This is a genomic window from Klebsiella sp. 141162 (assembly GCF_050600755.1).
In the GTDB taxonomy this organism is placed as follows: domain Bacteria; phylum Pseudomonadota; class Gammaproteobacteria; order Enterobacterales; family Enterobacteriaceae; genus Klebsiella; species Klebsiella aerogenes.
Window position 1 is genome coordinate 49,869 of record NZ_JAQIRI010000001.1, and the last position, 22,270, is coordinate 72,138.

At 58.6% G+C, this 22,270-nt stretch carries 18 protein-coding genes; 15 read left to right on the forward strand and 3 right to left on the reverse strand.

Annotated elements, in window-relative coordinates:
- Nucleotides 1–12 precede the first annotated feature (12 nt).
- From iscA to sseB, 7 genes are all read left to right on the forward strand, one after another.
- Entirely contained in the window at nucleotides 13–336 is a 324-nt protein-coding gene (gene iscA / locus PGR23_RS00245) for an iron-sulfur cluster assembly protein IscA (RefSeq protein WP_012540868.1), read from the forward strand.
- A 74-nt stretch (nucleotides 337–410) separates the two neighbouring features.
- Nucleotides 411–926, forward strand: a complete 516-nt coding sequence (gene hscB, locus PGR23_RS00250) for a co-chaperone HscB (RefSeq protein ID WP_047043410.1) — start codon at nucleotides 411–413, stop codon at nucleotides 924–926.
- Between the two features lie 15 nt (nucleotides 927–941).
- Nucleotides 942–2,792 carry a Fe-S protein assembly chaperone HscA gene (gene hscA, locus PGR23_RS00255; RefSeq protein ID WP_396279489.1) on the forward strand — a complete coding sequence of 617 codons (1,851 nt, stop codon included), beginning with the start codon at nucleotides 942–944 and terminating at the stop codon, nucleotides 2,790–2,792.
- A 1-nt stretch (nucleotide 2,793) separates the two neighbouring features.
- On the forward strand, nucleotides 2,794–3,129 hold the full coding sequence (fdx, locus tag PGR23_RS00260) for an ISC system 2Fe-2S type ferredoxin (RefSeq protein WP_012540871.1): 336 nt from the start codon (nucleotides 2,794–2,796) through the stop codon (nucleotides 3,127–3,129).
- Between the two features lies 1 nt (nucleotide 3,130).
- Nucleotides 3,131–3,331 carry a Fe-S cluster assembly protein IscX gene (iscX, locus tag PGR23_RS00265; protein WP_002913954.1) on the forward strand — a complete coding sequence of 67 codons (201 nt, stop codon included), beginning with the start codon at nucleotides 3,131–3,133 and terminating at the stop codon, nucleotides 3,329–3,331.
- A 71-nt stretch (nucleotides 3,332–3,402) separates the two neighbouring features.
- Nucleotides 3,403–4,689: an aminopeptidase PepB gene (pepB, locus tag PGR23_RS00270; RefSeq protein WP_045392740.1), complete on the forward strand. Its 1,287-nt coding sequence runs from the start codon at nucleotides 3,403–3,405 to the stop codon at nucleotides 4,687–4,689.
- 94 nt (nucleotides 4,690–4,783) lie between these two features.
- Nucleotides 4,784–5,560: an enhanced serine sensitivity protein SseB gene (sseB, locus tag PGR23_RS00275; protein ID WP_047043418.1), complete on the forward strand. Its 777-nt coding sequence runs from the start codon at nucleotides 4,784–4,786 to the stop codon at nucleotides 5,558–5,560.
- A 72-nt stretch (nucleotides 5,561–5,632) separates the two neighbouring features.
- On the opposite strand, the gene PGR23_RS00280 is transcribed toward sseB, so the two are convergent.
- From PGR23_RS00280 to sseA, 3 genes are all read right to left on the reverse strand, one after another.
- On the reverse strand, nucleotides 5,633–6,475 hold the full coding sequence (locus PGR23_RS00280; RefSeq protein ID WP_348876949.1) for a hypothetical protein: 843 nt from the start codon (nucleotides 6,473–6,475) through the stop codon (nucleotides 5,633–5,635).
- Between the two features lie 99 nt (nucleotides 6,476–6,574).
- Nucleotides 6,575–7,225 carry a DUF5066 family protein gene (locus PGR23_RS00285; protein ID WP_396279490.1) on the reverse strand — a complete coding sequence of 217 codons (651 nt, stop codon included), beginning with the start codon at nucleotides 7,223–7,225 and terminating at the stop codon, nucleotides 6,575–6,577.
- Nucleotides 7,226–7,389: 164 nt separating this feature from the next.
- A complete protein-coding gene (gene sseA / locus PGR23_RS00290) occupies nucleotides 7,390–8,247 on the reverse strand; it encodes a 3-mercaptopyruvate sulfurtransferase (protein ID WP_396279491.1) in 858 nt (285 codons plus the stop codon).
- A gap of 204 nt (nucleotides 8,248–8,451) precedes the next feature.
- Between sseA and PGR23_RS00295 the strand changes: the two genes are divergently transcribed.
- The 8 genes from PGR23_RS00295 to PGR23_RS00330 all read left to right on the forward strand — a co-directional run bounded on the left by PGR23_RS00295 (nucleotide 8,452) and on the right by PGR23_RS00330 (nucleotide 22,268).
- On the forward strand, nucleotides 8,452–13,395 hold the full coding sequence (locus PGR23_RS00295) for an alpha-2-macroglobulin family protein (protein WP_396279492.1): 4,944 nt from the start codon (nucleotides 8,452–8,454) through the stop codon (nucleotides 13,393–13,395).
- Nucleotides 13,396–15,720 (forward strand): peptidoglycan glycosyltransferase PbpC, encoded by a 2,325-nt coding sequence (gene pbpC, locus PGR23_RS00300; RefSeq protein ID WP_047043428.1) that lies wholly within the window; start codon nucleotides 13,396–13,398, stop codon nucleotides 15,718–15,720.
- Nucleotides 15,721–15,880: 160 nt separating this feature from the next.
- The gene (ndk, locus tag PGR23_RS00305) at nucleotides 15,881–16,312 is read left to right on the forward strand and encodes a nucleoside-diphosphate kinase (RefSeq protein ID WP_004866348.1); all 432 of its coding nucleotides are present in this window, start codon (nucleotides 15,881–15,883) and stop codon (nucleotides 16,310–16,312) included.
- Nucleotides 16,313–16,661: 349 nt separating this feature from the next.
- Complete coding sequence (locus PGR23_RS00310) at nucleotides 16,662–17,828, forward strand: bifunctional tRNA (adenosine(37)-C2)-methyltransferase TrmG/ribosomal RNA large subunit methyltransferase RlmN (protein WP_396279493.1); 1,167 nt, start codon at nucleotides 16,662–16,664, stop codon at nucleotides 17,826–17,828.
- 274 nt (nucleotides 17,829–18,102) lie between these two features.
- Nucleotides 18,103–19,101 (forward strand): cytoskeleton protein RodZ, encoded by a 999-nt coding sequence (rodZ, locus tag PGR23_RS00315; protein WP_047043431.1) that lies wholly within the window; start codon nucleotides 18,103–18,105, stop codon nucleotides 19,099–19,101.
- Nucleotides 19,102–19,127: 26 nt separating this feature from the next.
- Nucleotides 19,128–20,249: a flavodoxin-dependent (E)-4-hydroxy-3-methylbut-2-enyl-diphosphate synthase gene (gene ispG, locus PGR23_RS00320; RefSeq protein WP_015370324.1), complete on the forward strand. Its 1,122-nt coding sequence runs from the start codon at nucleotides 19,128–19,130 to the stop codon at nucleotides 20,247–20,249.
- Nucleotides 20,250–20,338: 89 nt separating this feature from the next.
- Nucleotides 20,339–21,613: a histidine--tRNA ligase gene (hisS, locus tag PGR23_RS00325; RefSeq protein WP_015703166.1), complete on the forward strand. Its 1,275-nt coding sequence runs from the start codon at nucleotides 20,339–20,341 to the stop codon at nucleotides 21,611–21,613.
- A 34-nt stretch (nucleotides 21,614–21,647) separates the two neighbouring features.
- Nucleotides 21,648–22,268, forward strand: coding sequence for a YfgM family protein (locus tag PGR23_RS00330; protein ID WP_045392715.1), 621 nt, complete (start codon nucleotides 21,648–21,650; stop codon nucleotides 22,266–22,268).
- Nucleotides 22,269–22,270 lie beyond the last annotated feature (2 nt).

Sequence of the window (22,270 nt, forward strand, 5' to 3'; positions counted from 1 at the left end):
TTGAGGTTTGTTATGTCGATTACCTTAAGCGACAGTGCAGCAGCGCGAGTCAATTCCTTCCTGGCGAACCGCGGTAAAGGCTTTGGCCTGCGTCTGGGGGTAAGAACCTCCGGCTGTTCAGGCATGGCTTATGTACTGGAATTTGTTGACGAGCCGGCGGCAGAAGACACCGTGTTTGAAGACAAAGGCGTGAAAGTCGTGATCGACGGCAAGAGCCTGCAATTCCTCGACGGCACTCAACTGGACTTCGTCAAAGAAGGTCTCAACGAAGGGTTCAAATTTACCAACCCGAACGTGAAAGATGAGTGCGGTTGCGGCGAAAGCTTTAACGTATAATCGGTAATCCCCAACCCCACCGCGGTCACGCCGCGCGTGGGGTTTTAGTTTAGATGCATGACCCTGAGGTTACTATGGACTATTTCACCCTCTTCGGGTTACCAGCCAGCTATACCCTCTCGCTCGAACAACTGGCTGTCCGGTATCAGGATCTGCAGCGCCAGTACCATCCGGATAAATTCGCCAGCGCGCCCGCTGCGGAACAGCTGGCTGCGGTTCAGCACTCCGCCACCATTAACCAGGCATGGCAGACTCTGCGCCATCCGCTGACCCGTGCGGAATATCTCCTCTCGCTACACGGCTTTGACCTCGCCAGCGAGCAGCACACCGTACGCGACACCGCGTTCCTGATGGAACAGCTGGAACTGCGCGAAGAGCTCGATGATATCGGCCAGGCGAAAGACGAAGCGCGGCTGGAAACCTTTATCAAACGGGTAAAAGCGCTGTTTGATACCCGCCATCAACTGATGGTTGAACAATTGCAAAACGAGACCTGGGATGCGGCGGCTGATACTGTACGCAAGCTCCGTTTTCTCGATAAACTGCGCAGCAGTGCTGAAGAACTCGAAGAAAAACTGCTCGACTTTTAATTTTCGGAAGCAATTATGGCCCTATTACAAATTAGTGAGCCTGGTCTGAGCGCCGCGCCGCATCAGCGTCGATTGGCGGCAGGTATCGACCTTGGCACCACCAATTCTCTGGTTGCTACCGTGCGTAGCGGCCAGGCCGAAACTCTGCCCGACCATCAAGGCCGCTACCTGCTGCCGTCGGTCGTGAACTACCACGCCTCGGGGCTGACCGTCGGCTATGAAGCCCGGCTCAATGCTGCTCAGGATCCGGTGAACACCATTAGTTCGGTGAAGCGAATGATGGGGCGTTCCCTCGCCGATATTCAAACCCGCTATCCGCATCTACCGTACCAGCTGCAGGCCAGTGAAAATGGACTGCCGATGATTCAAACCGCCGGCGGCCTGCTGAACCCGGTACGGGTCTCCGCCGATATCCTGAAAGCCCTTGCCGCTCGCGCCACTGAAGCGCTGGCAGGCGATCTCGACGGCGTGGTCATTACCGTTCCGGCCTATTTCGATGACGCTCAGCGTCAGGGAACCAAAGACGCGGCGCGTCTGGCGGGCCTGCACGTGCTGCGTTTGCTCAATGAGCCGACCGCAGCGGCTATCGCCTACGGCCTCGATTCCGGCCAGGAAGGGGTGATTGCGGTCTACGATCTCGGCGGCGGCACCTTTGATATCTCCATTCTGCGCTTAAGCCGCGGGGTGTTTGAAGTGCTGGCGACCGGCGGTGATTCCGCTCTCGGCGGCGATGATTTCGACCATCTGTTGGCCGACTATCTGCGTGAGCAGGCGGGCCTCAGCGACCGTAGCGATAACCGCCTGCAGCGTGAGCTGCTGGATGCCGCCATTGCGGCGAAAATCGCCCTGAGCGATGCCGATGTGGCGCACGTTGCGGTAGGCGGCTGGCAGGGCGATATCAGCCGTAGCCAGTTTAACGATCTGATTGCCCCACTGGTAAAACGTACCCTGATGGCCTGCCGTCGCGCGCTGAAAGACGCCGGCGTTGAAGCGCAAGAGGTGCTGGAAGTGGTAATGGTCGGCGGCTCCACCCGCGTGCCGCTGGTGCGTGAGCGCGTTGGCGAATTTTTTGGCCGTACCCCGCTGACCTCTATTGACCCGGACAAAGTCGTCGCCATTGGCGCGGCGATTCAGGCGGATATTCTGGTCGGCAACAAACCGGACAGCGAACTGCTGCTGCTTGATGTTATCCCGCTGTCGCTTGGGCTGGAAACCATGGGCGGCCTGGTAGAGAAAGTGATCCCGCGTAATACCACCATTCCGGTGGCCCGCGCGCAGGAGTTTACCACTTTCAAAGATGGTCAAACGGCGATGTCTATTCACGTGATGCAGGGCGAGCGTGAACTGGTGCAGGATTGCCGCTCGCTGGCGCGTTTTGCGCTGCGCGGTATCCCGGCGCTGCCGGCGGGCGGGGCGCATATTCGCGTGACCTTCCAGGTTGATGCCGACGGTCTGCTGAGCGTCACGGCGATGGAAAAATCGACCGGCGTGGAAGCCTCAATCCAGGTGAAACCGTCTTATGGCCTGACGGACGGCGAAATCGCCAACATGATTAAAGATTCGATGAGCTACGCCGAACAGGATATCCAGGCGCGTATGCTGGCTGAACAGAAAGTCGAAGCCGCTCGCGTACTGGAGAGCCTGGAAAGCGCGCTGGCCGCCGACGCCGCGCTGTTAAGCGCCGCAGAGCGTCAGGCTATCGATGCCGCCGCGGAGCAAGTTCGCGCCGCCGCGGCAGGCGAAGATGCAGACGCGATTAAAGAAGCCATTAAAAATATCGACACACAAACCCAGGAATTCGCCGCACGCCGCATGGACCAGTCGGTCCGCGCTGCGCTGAAAGGCCAATCCGTGGACGAGGTTTAAAATGCCAAAAATTGTTTTTCTGCCCCACCAGGACCTGTGTCCGGATGGCGTAGTTGTGGAAGCTGAGAGCGGTGAAACCATTCTGGATGCGGCGCTGCGTAGCGGTATCGAGATTGAACACGCCTGTGAAAAATCCTGTGCCTGCACCACCTGCCACTGCATCGTGCGTGAAGGTTTTGACTCGCTGGCGGAAAGTAGCGAAGATGAAGACGACATGCTGGACAAAGCCTGGGGGCTGGAACCTGACAGCCGTCTGAGCTGCCAGGCGCGCGTCACCGACGAAGATCTGGTCGTTGAGATCCCGCGTTATACCATCAACCACGCACGCGAGCACTAATATGGCACTGAAATGGACCGACAGTCGCGAAATCGGCGAAGCCTTGTATGACGCTTACCCGGATCTCGACCCGAAAACCGTTCGCTTTACCGATATGCATCAGTGGATTTGCGATCTGGAAGAGTTCGATGACGACCCAAACGCATCCAATGAAAAAATTCTGGAGGCGATTCTGCTAGTCTGGTTAGACGAAGCAGAATAATTTTCGCCTCAAGCGGAAAAATTTTAACGGGCTGCCATAGGGTGGCCCGTTTGTTAATAAGGATAAAGATAATGACCGAAGCCATGAAGATTACGCTTTCTACTCTGCCTGCCGATGCGCGCTGGGGAGAAAAAGCGACCTGGAGTATCAATAACGACGGTATCGCCTTACATCTCAATGGTAAAGACGACCTGGGGTTAATCCAGCGCGCGGCGCGCAAAATTGACGGCATGGGTATCAAGCACGTCGCCCTGAGCGGCGAAGGCTGGAATACCGATCGCGCCTGGGCCTTTTGGGCCGGCTATAAAGGGCCGAAAGGTCAGCGCCAGGTCGAATGGCCAACCCTTGACGATGCGCAGCGCAGCGAGCTGGATAACCGCCTGACGATTATCGATTGGGTTCGCGACACCATCAACGCGCCGGCAGAAGAGCTGGGGCCAGAACAGCTGGCCCAGCGCGCCGTCGATCTGCTGTGCGGCGTGGCGGGCGAAAAGGTCAGCTATCGCATCACCAAAGGCGAAGATCTGCGTGAGCAGAACTATCTTGGCCTGCATACCGTTGGCCGCGGCTCCGAGCGCCCGCCGGTCCTGCTGGCGCTGGACTATAACCCGACCGGCGATAAAGACGCGCCGGTATACGCCTGTCTGGTTGGCAAGGGCATCACCTTCGACTCCGGCGGCTACAGCATCAAGCAAAGCGCCTTTATGGACTCGATGAAATCCGACATGGGCGGCGCGGCCACCGTGACCGGCGCGCTGGCTTTCGCTATTACCCGCGGTCTGAACAAACGTGTGAAGCTGTATCTGTGCTGCGCGGATAACCTGATTAGCGGCAACGCCTTCAAGCTTGGCGATATCATTCATTACCGCAACGGTAAAACCGTTGAAATCATGAATACCGACGCCGAAGGCCGCCTGGTGCTGGCGGATGGCCTGATCGATGCCTCGGCGCAGAAGCCGCAACTGATCATCGATGCCGCCACCCTGACCGGCGCGGCGAAAACCGCGTTGGGTAACGACTACCACGCGCTGTTCAGTTTTGACGACGCGTTGGCGAATCGCCTGCTGGCGAGCGCGCAGGCGGAAAATGAAGCCTTCTGGCGTCTGCCGCTGGCCGAATTTCATCGCAACCAGCTGCCGTCTAACTTCGCGGAACTGAACAACACCGGTAGCGCGGCGTATCCGGCCGGCGCCAGCACTGCGGCGGGCTTCCTGTCCCACTTCGTGGAAAACTACCACCAGGGCTGGCTGCACATCGACTGCTCCGCGACGTACCGCAAAGCCGCGGTAGAGCAGTGGTCGGCGGGCGCGACGGGTCTTGGCGTGCGTACTATCGCTAATTTGCTGACGGCTGAGTGATGGCCTTGCCGGGTAGCGTTACGCTTACCCGGCCTGGAAAACCGTAGGCCCGCGCGGACGTAGCGCCGCCGGGCGATTTTGAAGTAGCGAATCTATGTCTGATACTAAAAATGAATTAGAAACATTGCTGGAGAAGGCGGCGACCGAGCCTGCTCATCGTCCGGCATTTTTCACCGCACTGCTTGAGGCAACCGTGTGGGTGCCGGGTAGCGCGGCGGACGGTGAGCAGGTTGTCGAAGATAGCGCCCTCGATCTCCAGCATTGGGAAAAAGATGACGGCACGTCGGTCATACCGTTCTTCACCTCGCTGGAGGCGCTACAGCAGGCGGTAGAAGAGGAACAGGCCTTCGTGATGATGCCAGCGCGCACGCTGATGGCGATGACGCTGGGCGAATCGCTGTTCCTCAACCCGAAGTTGCCGAGCGGCAAAGAGTTCACCCCGCGAGAAATCAGCCATTTGCTGGGCGAAGAGGGCAGTCCGCTCAGTACCCAGACGGTTCTGGAAGGCGGCGAAGCGCTGCTGCTGTCTGAGGTCGCCGAACCACCGGCGCAGATGGTGGATTCGCTGACCACGCTGTTCAAAACGCTGAAGACCGTCAAGCGGGCGTTTCTGTGCTCGATTAAAGAGAGCGCCGACGCGCCGGCCAACTTGTTGATCGGTATTGAAGCGGAAGGGGATATTGAATCCGTTATCCAGACCACCGGCAGCGTGGCCACCGATACCCTGCCTGGCGATGAACCTATCGATATTTGTCAGGTGGTAGAAGGCGAGAAGGGCATCAGCCACTTTATGATTGCCCATATCACGCCGTTCTATGAAAAGCGCTGGGGCAGCTTCCTGCGCGATTTCAAGCAGAACCGGATTATCTGAAAGCGGGGGCGTTAGCCCCCGCTGTGTTTTTTTATGTCTTCTGCGCGAGGCCGAAAATCGGGTTTGCAAAGGTCAATGCAGGGCGGCAAAGATCCGCGGATAGGCTGACACCATGTTATAGATAAGGAATCCCGTCACGCACAGCGTAACAATGCCGTTGAAGAGCGCCATATCACCGCGCCAGGCCCGACACCTCTTTTCGCCCAACAGAGAACGTATCGCTGCCACCAGCCCGCCGACCAGTATTAACGCCAGTAACACGCCTGCCATCTGCGCGATAACAATGTACCAGCCTAACGGTGTGTTCACGCCGCGGGCGCTCATTAGCGCGATCTGTGCAGGCAAAATCGTCTGGCACCCCAGCGTGAGTATCATGAGAAGGTGCAGGTCCGCCAGCTGAGCATGAGACGTGTGGGTCAGGCGTCGGGCATCACGCAGCAGCAGTACGCCTGACGCCACCGCAGCGGCAACGCTAACGTGCTGGAGAAAAAAGATATATAACGCCAGAGTCCCGGAGCTGACCCTGGACAAAAAGAAAAGATTGCAAAAGACAATGACCAGCAGGCCAAATTTCATGCTCCAGGCGCGTAATATCTCGCCCGGCCAGCGGCGGTATGGCGACGGGCTATGCAGCATCCATGCGGCAAGGGTCGATTTACCGTATCCGGGAGCAAGCAGCACCATCAGAAAACCCAGCAGCGCCTGATGGAAATAGGTTATCAACGGAACTTGTTCCAGAGTGACTCCGAGAAAGCGGGTATAAACGGAAACCGGCGCAGGAACCAGGCTTAACCATGCCCGGTTCCATTCCGGCCAAAAATAAAGAATGATGCCGCCCGCCAGCAGGCCGGTTATGCCTCCCAGCCAGGGCAGGCGAGATGAATCAGCAGAATGTGGGGTGGAGACTAATGCCATTTTCACTCCTTGTGGTGACATCAGGTTACGGAAAAGGCGCTCTCCTGGAGCAGCCCCGGCGGCGCGCGTTAACCTCGCCATCCGAGGCGAGACCGTGAATTAGTCAGGGCAGCCTTCAAGCCTGGCGTAAAGATCCTCATGAATATATTCCAGCTCCAGCAAGGCGCCATCGCGTGCCTCGTTGAGGGCTTGCTGGCGCTGCCATTCGTCATGGCTCTCTTCCTCATCGATAAAGACCCCTTGCAGATATTCAATCAGTGACGATTCCGCCAGCCAGAGGTCATTCTCTTTACCTTCGAAGCGGACGACAGGATATTCACCCTGTTCATCACGCTCGGTGACATAGATAAATACCTGCTGATCGCCGGAATGGCTGATGCGAATCAGGGCAGGAAGACGCGGATCGTCGTTCCAGATTGGCGTCAGCTCTTCAAAGTCCAGCCCGGCCATATCAAGACCATTCATGTAATAAGCATCTTCATCCAGCGAGTCGGAAAGCAGGACGCCATGTTCATCAATTGAGTCCACAACCGATTCCAGCACCAACTGACCGTGGGGGCTTTTCAGTTGACAATCGTAGGCCAACAGCGCTTTCAAACTGTCCGGAAGCGCCACGGTTTCGCTATTTTGCGGATCGCGGTATTTCCTGACCCGCAGGCGCTCCACCTCATCTTCCGGCATCGGTTTAGGAGAGGGATTGCGATTGTGCTTTTTTACGACATCCATGAGGTTCTGTAATGAAAAGGCCATTATTCAATTTCCTTATAAATTGGGTGGCGGTAGAGCAAATTCGGCAGGTACAAATCCTGCGGCAGGGTAGAGTAACCGGTTTATCGAGAAGCAGAAGAAAGGGGCGGGGAAAATCAGAAATTATTTAGGGACTGCGGGAGGGGGGACCCGCAGTCACGACGCGTTTACTCAGCGGCAGGGGTCGGCTCGATCGGCAAATCCGTTCTCGCGCCCCATTCGCTCCATGAACCATCGTACAGGCACACGCCGTTGACGCCGAGGGTGGTCAACGCCAGTACCACCACTGCCGCCGTAACCCCGGAACCGCAGCTGGAGATAATCGGTCGCGCAAAATCAACGCCCTGACGCGCAAAAATATCGTTCATCTCATCGACGGTTTTCAGTTCGCCATTAATCACCAGCTCGGTCCACGGGACGTTAAGCGCGCCGGGGATATGCCCGCGGCGTAAGCCTGGACGCGGTTCATCCGCCAGGCCGTTAAAACGCGCCGCCGGGCGGGCGTCTACGATCTGCGCCGATCCTTCATGGCTGACCAGCAGCACATCGGTTAAGCGTTTGATCACCTCAGGATCGAAGTTCACCTCAAATTCGCCTTCCGGCAGGTCCGGTTCGCCTTTTTCCAGCGGCAATTCGTCGCGACGCCAGCCTTCGAGGCCGCCGGCGACAATCGATACCTTTTCGACGCCGAAGGTGCGTAACATCCACCAGGCGCGCGGCGCTGAGAAGAGATTGCCTTCGTCATACACCACCAGATGCTTATCGCTGCTGACGCCAAGCTCGCGCATTGCTACGGCGAAAGTTTCCGCCCGCGGCATCATATGCGGCAGCGGGCTGGTGTGGTCAGACAGCGCTTCGATATCAAAAAAAACCGCGCCGGGGATATGCCCGTCGCGGTATTCCGCCGCCATATCGCGCAGCGCTTCCTGACCCGCCGGCGCCATCCGCGCATCCAGAATTTGAATCTGCGGGTCATCAATATGTTCCGCCAGCCAGTCGGCGGCGACAAAGAATGAGGTGGACATGAGTGCCTCCGTTTTATTATCGATCAATGAATTGTCGGCGTTTTATAAAGGGCTGACAAGTTAAGGACGCGGGAGTGGGGAGGCGGTCACGGAGTTTCCCGATTCATAGGCGGTTTCTATGCTGGTAGCTGTTGAGAATCGCCGCGATGACGCATAATAGAACGTTATTGATTGCATCAGGCTCTGGGCCTAGGGGTTAGAAGGATGAAACCATTTCGTTTAGCGGCGCTATCGTTGGCGCTCCTTACCGCACTATCATTAAGCGGCTGCGATAACAGCGGTGAACCGCAGGCCGTATCGGCGGCCGACAAAGGCGCTGCCGATAGCGCGAAAAAACCGGATAGCGCCCAGCTGGCGACGTTAAAAGAAAAAAGCCAGGGCAAGGCGCTGACGGTGCTCGACGCTTCTGAAGTGCAGCTCGATGGCGCGGCGACGTTGGTGCTGACCTTCTCCATTCCGCTCAAGCCGGATCAGGATTTTTCCCGCAGCGTCCATCTGGTCGATAAGAAAAGCGGCAAGGTTGACGGCGCATGGGAGCTGGCGCCGAATCTCAAAGAGCTGCGTCTGCGCCATCTCGAGCCAAAGCGTGAATTGATCGTTACCGTTGATCCAACGCTCATTGCCCTCAATGACGCCACCCTCGGCAGCCCTTTTGAAAAAAACATCGCCACCCGCGATATCGCGCCGAGCGTCGGTTTCGCCAGTCGCGGCTCGCTGCTGCCGGGGAAAGTGGTCGCCGGGCTGCCGGTGATGGCGCTGAACGTCGACAACGTCGACGTCAATTTCTTCCGTATTAAGCCGGAATCACTCTCAGCCTTCGTCAGTCAGTGGGAATACCGTAACTCGTTAAGCAATTGGGAATCTGACGAACTGTTGAAGATGGCCGATCTGGTTTATAGCGGACGCTTCGATCTCAACCCGGCGCGGAATACCCGTGAAAAGCTGCTGCTGCCGCTTACCGACATCAAGCCGCTCCAGCAGCCGGGCGTCTATGTGGCGGTGATGAACCCGGCGGGTCATTATAGCTACAGTAACGCGGCAACGCTGTTCACCCTCAGCGATATTGGCGTCTCGGCGCATCGCTACCACAACCGGCTCGATGTCTTCACCCAGAGCCTCGAAAATGGCGCCGCGCAGTCGGGAATTGAAGTGCAACTGCTAAACGCCAAAGGGCAGACGCTGGCGCAGGCGAAAAGTGATAGCCAGGGCCATGTTACTCTGCAAACCGACAAAGAAGCGGCGCTGCTGCTGGCGCGTAAAGACGGGCAGACTACGCTGCTTGACCTTAAACTGCCGGCGCTGGATCTGGCGGAATTCTCCATCGCTGGCGCTCCTGGCTTCAGTAAACAGTTCTTTATGTTTGGCCCGCGCGATCTCTATCGCCCGGGGGAAACGGTTATTCTTAACGCGCTGTTGCGCGACGGCGATGGTAAACCGCTGGCGGAGCAGCCGGTGAAGCTGGAGGTGGTGCAGCCGGATGGCCAGGTGATTCGCTCTGTGATGAGCAAACCGGTCAATGGCCTGTATCAGTTTACTTATCCGCTCGACAGCGGCGCGGCCACCGGTATGTGGCACATTCGCGCCAGCACCGGCGATAATCAACCCCGCGAGTGGGATTTCCACGTCGAAGACTTTATGCCCGAACGCATGGCGCTGAATCTGACACCGCAGTCCGCGCCTATAGCCCCGGATGCCGACGTCGCCTTTAGCGTCAGCGGCGCCTATCTCTACGGCGCGCCGGCCAGCGGCAACCAACTGCAGGGCAAACTGTTCCTGCGCCCGCTGCGCGACGCCGTCGCGGCGCTGCCGGGCTTCCAGTTCGGCGATATCGCGGAAGAAAACCTCTCCCGCAGCCTGGACGAAGTTCAGCTGACGCTGGATGAAAAAGGCCATGGGGAAGTGACGACTTCGAGCCAGTGGCAGGATAGCCACTCGCCGCTGCAGGTGGTGTTGCAGGCCAGCCTGCTGGAATCAGGCGGCCGTCCGGTGACCCGCACCGTACAGCAGCCGATCTGGCCTGCCGAGGCGCTGCCGGGGATCCGCCCGCAATTTACGCTGAAGGACGTTTACGACTACCGCACCGATACCACGGTGAAACAGCCGGTGGTGGATGAAAACAGTAACGCCGCTTTTGACATCGTCTATGCCGACGCGAAAGGCGAGAAAAAAGCGGTCTCCGGTCTGCAGGTGCGGCTGATCCGCGAGCGGCGCGACTACTACTGGAACTGGTCCGATAGTGAGGGCTGGCAGTCGCAGTTTGATCAAAAAGATCTGCAGGAGGGCGAAACGTCGCTGGATCTGCAGGCCGGGCAGACCGGCAAAGTAAGTTTCCCGGTGGAGTGGGGCTCGTATCGTCTTGAGGTGAAAGGGCCGGACGACGTCGTCAGCAGCGTGCGCTTCTGGGCAGGCTATAGCTGGCAGGATAACAGCGAAGGCGCCGGCGCGGCGCGTCCTGACCGCGTGACGATGAAGCTCGACAAACCAGGCTACAAACCGGGCGACACCATCAAGCTGCATATCGCCGCTCCGGCGGCGGGTAAAGGCTACGCGATGGTGGAATCCAGCGAAGGGCCGCTGTGGTGGCAGGAAATTGACGTCCCGGCGGAGGGCATGGATCTGTCGATTCCGGTCGATAAAGCCTGGAATCGCCACGACCTCTACCTCAGCACGCTGGTGGTTCGCCCCGGCGATAAATCGCGCTCGGCGACGCCGAAACGCGCGGTCGGCTTGCTGCATCTGCCGCTGGGCGATGAAAACCGCCGTCTGTCTCTGGCGCTGGAGGCGCCGGACAAAATGCGCCCGAACCAGCCGCTGACGGTGAAAGTGAAGGCCAGCGTCAAGGAGGGCGAGGTGCCGAAACAGGTTAACGTTCTGCTCTCGGCGGTGGATAGCGGGGTGCTGAATATTACCGATTACGCCACGCCGGATCCGTGGAACGCCTTCTTTGGCCAGAAGCGCTACGGCGCGGATATTTATGACATCTATGGTCAGGTAATCGAAGGGCAGGGGCGTTTAGCCAGCCTGCGCTTCGGCGGCGATGGCGACGAGTTGAAACGCGGCGGTAAACCGCCGGTTAATCACGTGACGATCGTCGCCCAGCAGGCGCAGCCGGTGGTATTGAATGACCAGGGCGAAGGCACGGTGACGTTGCCCATCGGTGATTTTAACGGCGAGCTGCGGGTGATGGCTCAGGCGTGGACGGCAGATGACTTCGGCAGCAGCGAAGATAAAGTGGTGGTTGCCGCCCCGGTTATCGCGGAACTGAATACCCCGCGCTTCCTTGCCAGCGGCGACGCCACGCGTCTGGCGCTGGATCTCAGTAATCTGACCGACAAACCGCAAACCCTGCAGGTGCATCTTACCGCCAGCGGGTTGGTCACGTTGACCGATGGCCAACTGCCGCCAGTACAACTGGCGCCGGGCGCCCGCAGCACGCTGTTTATACCGGTGACCGCGTTAGCGGGATTCGGCGATGGTCAGGTCAATGCCACCATCAGCGGCCTGAATCTGCCGGGCGAAACCTTCGCGCCGCTGCAAAAGCAGTGGAAAATCGGCGTGCGTCCGGCATTCCCGGCCCAGACCGTCAATAGCGGCGCGGTGCTACAACCTGGTGAAAGCTGGCAGGCGCCGGCGGCGCAGAGTCAGGGGTTCGCCCCGCAAACGCTGCAGGGCCAACTGCTGCTCAGCGGTAAACCGCCGTTGAATCTCGCCCGCTATATTCGCGAGCTGAAAGCCTATCCTTACGGCTGCCTTGAGCAGACCGCCAGCGGCCTGTTCCCTTCTCTGTACACCAGCGCGGCGCAGCTAAAAGCGCTGGGGATCAGCGGCGATAGCGATGAGAAACGCCGCGCGGCGGTCGATGTTGGTATCTCGCGCCTGCTGCAGATGCAGCTGGAAAACGGCGGCTTTGCGCTATGGGATAAAGAGGGCCCGGAAGAGTACTGGTTAACCGCCTACGCCATGGACTTCCTCGTCCGCGCGGGCGAGCAGGGCTATAGCGTGCCGGTCAACGCCCTTAATAAGGGCAACGAGCGCCTGCTGCGCTATCTGCAGGAACCGGGTTTGATGACCGTGCGCTACAGCGACGATGCGCAGGCCAGCCGCTTTGCCGCTCAGGCCTACGCCGCGCTGGTGCTGGCGCGCCAGCAAAAAGCGCCGCTCGGCGCCTTGCGTGAAATCTGGAGCCGTCACGAACAGGCGCGATCCGGACTACCGCTGCTGCAACTCGGTATTGCGCTGAAAACCATGGGCGATGCGCCGCGCGGCGATGAGGCCATGAAGCTGGCGGTTGCCACGCCGCGCCAGGATGAGAATCGTTGGCTGGGCGATTACGGCAGCCAACTTCGCGATGATGCGCTGAAACTGGCGCTGCTGGAAGAGAACAAGCTGCTGCCGGAGGTACAAAATCAGCTGTTGGGCAGCTTGTCGGAAGAAGCCTTCGGTCAGCGCTGGCTGTCGACCCAGGAAACCAACGCGCTGTTCCTTGCCGGGCGTACCCTCGCCGACCTGCCGGGCAACTGGCAGGCGCAAACCTCGCTGCAGGCGCAGCCGCTTGCCAGCGACAAAGCGCAAACCCGCAATCTCGACGGCGATCGGCTGGCGGCGCTACAGGTGACGAATACCGGCAATCAGCCGCTGTGGCTGCGTCTCGATAGCAGCGGTTATCCGCAAAGCGCGCCGCAGCCGGGCGGCAACGTGTTGGGGATTGAACGCGCCATTTTCGATACTCACGGACAGCAGAAATCGCTGACCTCGCTGCGTAGCGGCGAACTGGTGCTGGTCAAGCTGGAGGTGACCGCCAAACGTAACGTTCCTGACGCGCTGGTGGTCGATCTGCTGCCGGCGGGCCTTGAGCTGGAAAACCAGAACCTGGCCAATAGCAGCGCCAGCCTGCAGGAGAATGGCGAAGCGGTACAAAATCTGCTTAACCAGATGCAGCAGGCGGATATTCAGCATATCGAGTTCCGCGACGACCGCTTTGTCGCCGCAGTCGCCATTAATGAAGGTCAGCCGGTGACGCTGGTCTATCTGGCGCGGGCGGTGACGCCTGGCACCTATCAGGTTCCGCAGCCGCAGGTGGAATCGATGTATGTACCGCAGTGGCGGGCAACAGGGGCGGCCAGCGGCCCGCTTACCGTTACGCCGTAAATGCGTGCATTACCTCGCATAAAACGCCGCTGGCGCTGGCTGGCGGCGTTTATTTTTCTGTCGTGGCTGGCGCTATTGGCGGCCGACCGTCTGTGGCCGCTGCCGCTGCATGAAGTCACTCCTGCCCGCGTGGTGGTGGCGGAAGACGGCACGCCGCTGTGGCGCTTTGCTGACGCGCAGGGCGTCTGGCGTTACCCGGTGGCTATCGCTGACGTTTCGCCGCGCTATCTGCAGGCGCTCATTCAGTATGAAGACCGTTGGTTCTGGAAACATCCGGGGGTCAACCCCTTCGCGGTGCTGCGCGCCGCCTGGCAGGATCTTACTTCCGGGCGGGTGATATCTGGCGGCAGCACCCTCACCATGCAGGTGGCGCGTCTGCTCGACCCTCATCCGCGCACCTTTGGCGGCAAGCTACGCCAGCTATGGCGGGCGCTGCAGCTGGAGTGGCATCTGTCAAAAAGCGAAATTCTTACCCTGTATCTGAACCGCGCGCCGTTTGGCGGCACCCTACAGGGGATCGGCGCGGCCAGCTGGGCTTATCTCGGCAAACCGCCCGCCCAGCTCAGCTACGGCGAGGCGGCGCTACTGGCCGTGCTGCCGCAGGCGCCGAGCCGTTTACGCCCGGACCGCTGGCCGCAGCGGGCCCAGGCCGCTCGCGATAAGGTGCTGGAGCGGATGCTCAGCCAGGGCGTCTGGCCGCAACGGGCGGTACAGGAAGCGATGGAAGAGCCGGTGTGGCTTTTCCCGCGGCAGATGCCGCAGCTGGCGCCGCTGTTTGCGCGCCGGGCGCTGGCGACAAGTCGTGATGAAAAGGTGACGACAACGCTCGATGCCGGGCTCCAGCGGCAGCTTGAAGATCTGGCGATGAACTGGAAATCACGTCTGCCGCCGCGCAGCTCACTGGCGATTGTCGTCGTCGATCACACTGACATGAAAGTCCGCGGCTGGGTGGGTTCGGCGGATATCCGCGACGATAGCCGCTTCGGCCACATTGATATGGTCTCGGCGGTGCGCTCGCCGGGTTCGGTGCTGAAACCCTTTATCTACGCGATGGCGATGGATGACGGGCTGATTCACCCGGCATCGCTATTACAGGATGTGCCGCGGCGCTTTAGCGATTATCGCCCCGGTAATTTCGACAGCGGGTTTCATGGCCCGGTGAGCGCCAGCGAGGCTCTGGTGCGTTCGTTGAATCTGCCGGCGGTGCAGGTGCTCGAGGCCTATGGACCCAAACGCTTTGCGGCTAATTTACGCAATGCCGGCCTTCCCTTGATGTTGCCCGCCGGCGCTGAACCGAATCTGTCGCTGATCCTCGGCGGCGCTGGAGCGAGGCTGGAAGATATTGTCGCGGCGTACGGCGCTTTCGCCCGTCATGGCAAAGCGGCGCGGTTGCGCATGAAACCCGACGACCCGCTGGTGGAAAGGGCGCTAATGTCGCCAGGCGCGGCGTGGATCACCCGGCGGATATTGGCAGGCGAAGCCCAGCCGTTACCCGATGCGTCGCTGCCGCAAGCGGTGCCGCTGGCGTGGAAAACCGGCACCAGCTACGGTTATCGCGATGCGTGGGCGGTAGGCCTCAACGCGCGTTACTTGATTGGCATCTGGACCGGACGGCCAGACGGTACGCCGGTGGTGGGGCAGTTTGGTTTTGCCAGCGCCGTGCCGCTGTTAAACCAGGTCAATAATATGCTGCTGGCGCGTCCGTTAATGAGCCGCGGCGGGCTGCCGGTCGACCCGCGTCCGCCGTCGGTCAGCCGCGGCACTATCTGCTGGCCCGGCGGGCAGGATCTGCCGGTTGGCGATAGCAACTGCCGCCGGCGCTTAGCCAGCTGGCTTCTGGATGCCAGCCAGCCGCCGACGCTGCTGTTGCCGGGTCAGGAGGGTGTGCGCGGTATCCGCTTCCCGGTGTGGCGTAACGCAGCAGGAGAAAGGGTCGCCGCGGATTGTCCGGGCGCGACAGAAACTTCTGTTGATGTCTGGCCGCTACCGTTAGAACCCTGGCTGCCGGTTAGCGAGCGCCGCCGGGCGCGGCTGGGCACGGCATCGAAGGCGTGTCCGCCGCTGCAGACTCAGGATGCCGCGCCGCTGGTGCTTTCCGGCATTCGCGAAGGGGCGGTAATAAAACGGCTCCCGGGCGAGGCGCGGGTGATGTTACCCGTGCAAACGAGCGGTGGAGAAGGGCGGCGCTGGTGGTTTATTAACGGTGAACCGTTAGAGGCAGCAGGCGCAAGAACGATAATTACGCTCGATAGGCCCGGCGAGTGGCAACTGGTGGTAATGGATGAGGCGGGGCAAACGGCGGCCGCCAATTTCACCCTACAATAAACAGGGTAAATCTGTTGTTGGCGGTTTGTGTTGCTAATACTCATCTTATTTTAACAAAATGTTACCTTCGTCCGTAGGCATCGCCGACGTTGCTCATTATAATGCGCGCCAGGCCATACGATCGTATGTGCAACAACAGAACATTTAATTAGAGGTAATCATGGCTATTGAACGTACTTTTTCCATCATCAAACCAAACGCGGTGGCAAAAAACGTTATTGGCAGCATCTTTTCTCGCTTTGAAGCTGCAGGGTTCAAAATCGTCGGCACCAAAATGCTGCATCTGACCGTTGAGCAGGCTCGCGGCTTCTATGCTGAGCACGAAGGCCGTCCGTTCTTCGACGGTCTGGTTGAGTTCATGACCTCCGGCCCGATCGTGGTTTCCGTACTGGAAGGCGAAAATGCGGTTCAGCGTCACCGTGACCTGCTGGGCGCGACCAACCCGGACAACGCCCTGGCCGGTACCCTGCGCGCTGACTACGCTGACAGCTTCACCGAGAACGGCACCCACGGTTCCGACTCTGTAGAGTCTGCTGCTCGCGAAATCGCGTTCTTCTTTGCTGAAGGCGAGGTTTGCCCGCGTACTCGCTAATCTCCTGCGTCTTTCACGCCACAGCTTTGTTGGCTTCATTCGCGCACCCCGGTCACATAGTTATCTATGCTCCCGGGGATTTGCGAACTCGCCGCCTCGCTGTGACCTGAAATACTTTGGAGATACGACCCTCGTCTTTTCGACCGTCGCGGCGTGGCCTGACAATCGAAAAGCCTTAGAGGATTGAGCAGTCAGTTACAGATTTTTTTATCATTGCTTTGTGCAAACGTGGCAATGATGCGCCAGAATTTGTAGAATATAGCGCCCCCGGACGAGCAGTCGCTCTCCGGGGCGTTTCTTTTTCAACCCACCTGGGGCCATAACGTGTAATAACGAGGCCGGAAAAATTATGTCTGAACAAATTGTCACACCTGATACCGCCGCTCTGACGGTGCCGAATAAAGATGCCAAAATCAACCTGCTGGATTTAAACCGTCAGCAGATGCGCGAGTTTTTCAAAAACATGGGCGAGAAGCCTTTCCGCGCCGATCAGGTGATGAAATGGATGTATCACTACTGCTGCGATGACTTTGATGAAATGACCGACATCAACAAAGTCCTGCGCGGCAAACTGAAGGAAGTCGCCGAGATCCGCGCGCCGGAAGTCGTTGAAGAGCAGCGCTCCAGCGACGGCACCATCAAATGGGCGATTGCCGTTGGCGATCAGCGCGTTGAAACGGTCTACATCCCGGAAGAAGACCGCGCCACGCTGTGCGTCTCTTCACAGGTTGGCTGTGCGCTGGAATGTAAATTCTGCTCCACCGCTCAGCAAGGCTTCAACCGTAACCTGCGCGTTTCCGAAATTATCGGCCAGGTCTGGCGCGCGGCGAAAATCGTCGGTGCGGTGAAGACTACCGGCGTACGTCCAATTACCAACGTGGTAATGATGGGTATGGGCGAGCCGCTGCTGAACCTCAATAACGTCGTTCCGGCGATGGAAATCATGCTGGATGATTTCGGTTTTGGTCTCTCCAAACGCCGCGTGACCTTGTCCACTTCCGGCGTGGTGCCGGCGCTGGATAAACTCGGCGACATGATCGACGTTGCGCTGGCGATTTCTCTGCACGCGCCGAACGACACCATCCGCGACGAAATTGTACCGATTAACAAAAAGTACAATATTGAGACCTTCCTGAACTCGGTGCGCGGCTATATTTCGAAGTCCAACGCCAACCAGGGCCGCGTGACTATCGAGTACGTCATGCTGGATCACGTCAACGACGGTACCGAGCACGCCCACGAACTGGCGGCGCTGCTGAAAGATACGCCGTGCAAGATCAACCTGATCCCATGGAACCCGTTCCCGGGCGCGCCGTATGGCCGTAGTTCTAACAGCCGTATCGATCGTTTCTCCAAAGTGCTGATGGAATATGGTTTCACCACCATCGTGCGTAAAACCCGCGGCGACGATATCGATGCCGCCTGCGGCCAGCTGGCGGGCGACGTAATCGACCGTACCAAACGTACGCTGCGTAAGCGTATGCAGGGCGAAGCGATCGACGTGAAATCCGTCTGATAAGTTATGCAGCGCACAGCTTTCGCTGCGCGCTGCATAAATATGTCGAATTGCCAGGCGAAATACGCTGATTCGGTTAATAATTACGGTGCGTTTTTGTCGACTTTGAGGCAGTATGTAGCGGTACAACAACCGCTTAGCATTCAATATTGATAAGTCTCTGTGATAGTCGCCCGGACAGCCTTATACTGTCGGTTGACGTTGAGCAGTGTCTCGCGGCGCAGGCTCTTTCCCGCGCTGAACTTTAAATTTCACGTACCAGTAGTTGTAGCGAATGAATACTGAAGCCACTCAAGACCATCAAGAAGCAAACTCTACGGGCGCGCGCCTGCGTAATGCCCGCGAACAACTCGGACTCAGCCAGCAAGCGGTGGCTGAACGCTTATGCCTGAAGGTTTCCACGGTTCGTGATATTGAAGAAGATAAGGCGCCAGCCGATCTCGCTTCGACCTTCCTGCGCGGCTATATCCGTTCCTACGCTCGCCTCGTACATATCCCGGAAGAAGAACTGCTGCCGATGATGGCGAAGCAAGCGCCAATTCGCGCCGCCAAAGTGGCGCCGATGCAGAGCTTCTCGCTGGGTAAACGTCGTAAAAAACGCGACGGTTGGCTGATGAGCTTTACCTGGCTGATTTTGTTTGTGGTTATCGGCCTGAGCGGCGCATGGTGGTGGCAAGACCACAAAGCGCAGCAGGAAGAGATCACCAGCATGGCCGATCAATCCTCCAGCGATCTGAACAGTAGCGATAGCGGCAGCCAGTCAATTCCGCTGGACACCGGTTCGGCGAATAACGCGCCGGATACGACGGCAGCCAATACCAATAGCGCGCCGGTCGATAACTCGACTGCGCCAGCCGCGAGCGCGCCAGCGACTACCTCCGCGCCGGCGGATAACAACGCCGTGGTCGCCCCTTCGCAGGCGAACGTCGATACCGCCGCCACCGCGCCGGCTGCGCCAGCCCCGACCTCCGCATTGCCTACCGATCAGGCCAATGCCGCAGCGGCGGCTTCCGCTCAGGATCTGGTAATGAACTTTAGCGCCGATTGCTGGTTGGAAGTGAGCGATGCGACCGGTAAAAAACTGTTCAGCGGCCTGCAGCGTAAAGGCGGGAACCTGAACCTGAGCGGTCAGGCGCCGTATAAGCTGAAAATCGGCGCCCCGGCTGCGGTACAAATCCAGTATCTGGGCAAACCAGTCGATTTGAGTCGTTTTATCAGAACTAACCAGGTTGCGCGTCTGACCCTTAATGCCGAACAATCACCGGCGCAGTAACAGACGGGTAACGCGGGAGATTTTTCATGCATAACCAGGCTCCGATTCAACGTAGAAAGTCCAAACGCATTTACGTTGGTAATGTGCCGATTGGCGATGGGGCTCCCATCGCCGTACAGTCGATGACCAATACTCGCACCACCGATGTGGCCGCGACGGTAAATCAAATTAAAGCGCTGGAGCGCGTGGGCGCGGACATCGTCCGCGTTTCCGTCCCGACGATGGACGCAGCGGAAGCTTTCAAGCTCATCAAACAGCAGGTCAACGTGCCGCTGGTCGCCGATATCCACTTTGACTACCGTATTGCGCTGAAAGTCGCGGAATATGGCGTTGATTGCCTGCGCATCAATCCAGGCAACATCGGTAACGAAGAGCGTATCCGCATGGTCGTGGACTGCGCGCGCGACAAAAACATTCCTATCCGCATCGGCGTCAACGCCGGTTCGCTGGAAAAAGATCTGCAGGAAAAATACGGCGAGCCGACGCCGCAGGCGCTGTTAGAGTCCGCCATGCGTCACGTCGATCATCTCGATCGTTTGAACTTCGATCAGTTCAAAGTTAGCGTAAAAGCTTCTGATGTCTTCCTCGCCGTTGAATCCTATCGCCTGTTGGCGAAGCAGATCGATCAGCCGCTGCATCTCGGGATCACCGAAGCCGGCGGCGCGCGTAGCGGCGCGGTAAAATCCGCGATCGGTTTAGGTTTGCTGCTGTCTGAAGGGATCGGCGATACCCTGCGCGTGTCGCTGGCAGCCGATCCGGTGGAAGAGATTAAAGTCGGCTTCGATATCCTGAAGTCGCTGCGCATCCGTTCCCGCGGTATTAACTTTATCGCTTGCCCAACCTGCTCGCGTCAGGAGTTTGACGTCATCGGTACGGTGAACGCGCTGGAGCAGCGTCTGGAAGATATCATCACTCCGATGGATGTTTCGATCATCGGCTGTGTGGTTAACGGCCCAGGCGAAGCGCTGGTTTCTACCCTCGGCGTCACCGGCGGCAACAAGAAAAGCGGCCTGTATGAAGACGGCGTGCGCAAAGACCGACTGGACAATAATGACATGATCGACCAGCTGGAAGCGCGTATCCGCGCGAAAGCCACCATGCTGGATGAAGCGCGTCGTATCGAAGTTCAGCAGGTTGAAGCAAAATAACGTGTTGGGAAGCAATACGCTTCCCGTGTATGATTGAACCTGCGGGCGCAAGGCGCCGGGGTTCATTTTTATATATAAAGAGAATAAACGTGGCAAAGAACATTCAAGCCATCCGTGGCATGAACGATTATCTGCCGGGCGAAACCGCTCTCTGGCAGCGCATTGAAGGCTCACTGAAGCAGGTGCTTGGTAGCTACGGTTACAGCGAAATTCGTTTGCCGATTGTAGAGCAGACCCCGTTATTCAAACGCGCGATCGGCGAAGTGACCGACGTGGTTGAAAAAGAGATGTATACCTTCGAAGACCGCAATGGCGATAGCCTGACGCTGCGTCCGGAAGGAACGGCGGGCTGCGTACGTGCCGGCATCGAACATGGTCTGCTGTACAATCAAGAACAGCGTCTGTGGTACGTGGGGCCGATGTTCCGCCACGAACGTCCGCAGAAAGGACGCTACCGTCAGTTCCATCAGATTGGCGCGGAAGTCTTTGGCCTGCAGGGGCCGGACATCGATGCCGAGCTTATCATGTTGACCGCGCGCTGGTGGCGCGAGCTGGGCATTTCCGATCACGTCAGCCTTGAGCTGAACTCCATCGGTTCGCTGGAGGCGCGTGCCGCCTATCGCGACGCGCTGGTTGCCTATCTGGAACAATTTAAAGATAAGCTTGATGAAGACTGCAAACGCCGCATGTATACCAACCCGCTGCGCGTGCTGGACTCTAAAAATCCGGAAGTACAGGCGCTGCTGAACGATGCGCCGGCGCTGGGCGATTATCTGGACGACGAGTCCAAAGAACACTTCGCCGGTCTGTGCGCGCTGCTCGACGCGGCCGGAATTCGCTATACCGTCAACCAGCGTCTGGTGCGCGGGCTTGACTATTACAATCGCACCGTATTTGAGTGGGTCACCACCAGCCTCGGTTCGCAGGGCACCGTCTGCGCCGGCGGCCGTTACGACGGTCTGGTTGAGCAGCTTGGCGGTCGCGCGACGCCGGGCGTTGGCTTTGCGATGGGCCTGGAACGTCTTGTTTTGCTGGTTCAGGCAGTCAATCCGGAATTTAAAGCCGATCCTGTTGTCGATATATACCTGGTAGCCTCCGGTACCGATACTCAGTCCGCAGCAATGCGTCTGGCTGAGCAGGTTCGCGATGCGCTGCCCGGCGTTAAGCTGATGACTAACCACGGCGGCGGTAACTTTAAGAAGCAGTTCGCTCGCGCTGACAAGTGGGGCGCGCGCGTCGCGCTGGTGGTCGGTGAGTCAGAAATTGCTGACGGAAACGTGGTAGTGAAGGATTTACGCTCAGGTGAGCAAACTACCGTAACGCAGGATAGCGTTGCCGCGCATTTGCGCACACTTCTGGGTTAATTTCCCGGAAACCATTAGTCAGGAGAAGGACTGCGTGGAAACTTTCAACAACGAAAACGAGCAGGTCGACGCCCTCAAGCGTTTCTTTGCCGAGAACGGTAAAGCGCTGGCCGTCGGGGTGATTTTAGGGATCGGCGCGCTGGTTGGCTGGCGCTACTGGACTTCCCATCAGCTGGATTCGGCCCGGGATTCCTCTCTGGCCTACGAAAATGCCATTTCCGCGCTGAAATCGGGTACGCCTGAAACGCTGACCGCGGCGGAGAAATTCGCCGCCGACAGTAAAAACACCTATGGCGCGTTCGCATCGCTGGAGCTCGCGCAGCGTCTGGTCGACAAAAACGATCTGCAGGGCGCGGAGAAGCAGCTGCAACAAGGGCTGACTGCCGCCTCCGATGATAACCTGAAATCGGTTATCAATATGCGTCTGGCCCGCGTACAGCTGCAGCTCAAGCAGCCGGATGCGGCGCTGAAAACCCTGGAAGGCATTAAAGGCGAAGGCTGGACCGCTATCGTTGCCGATTTGCGTGGTGAAATTCTGCTGAGCAAAGGCGACAAGCAGGGCGCCCGCGCGGCCTGGGAAGCAGGCGTGAAAAGCGATGCATCGCCAGCGCTCAGCGAAATGATGCGTATGAAAATAAATAATTTGTCCATCTGAGA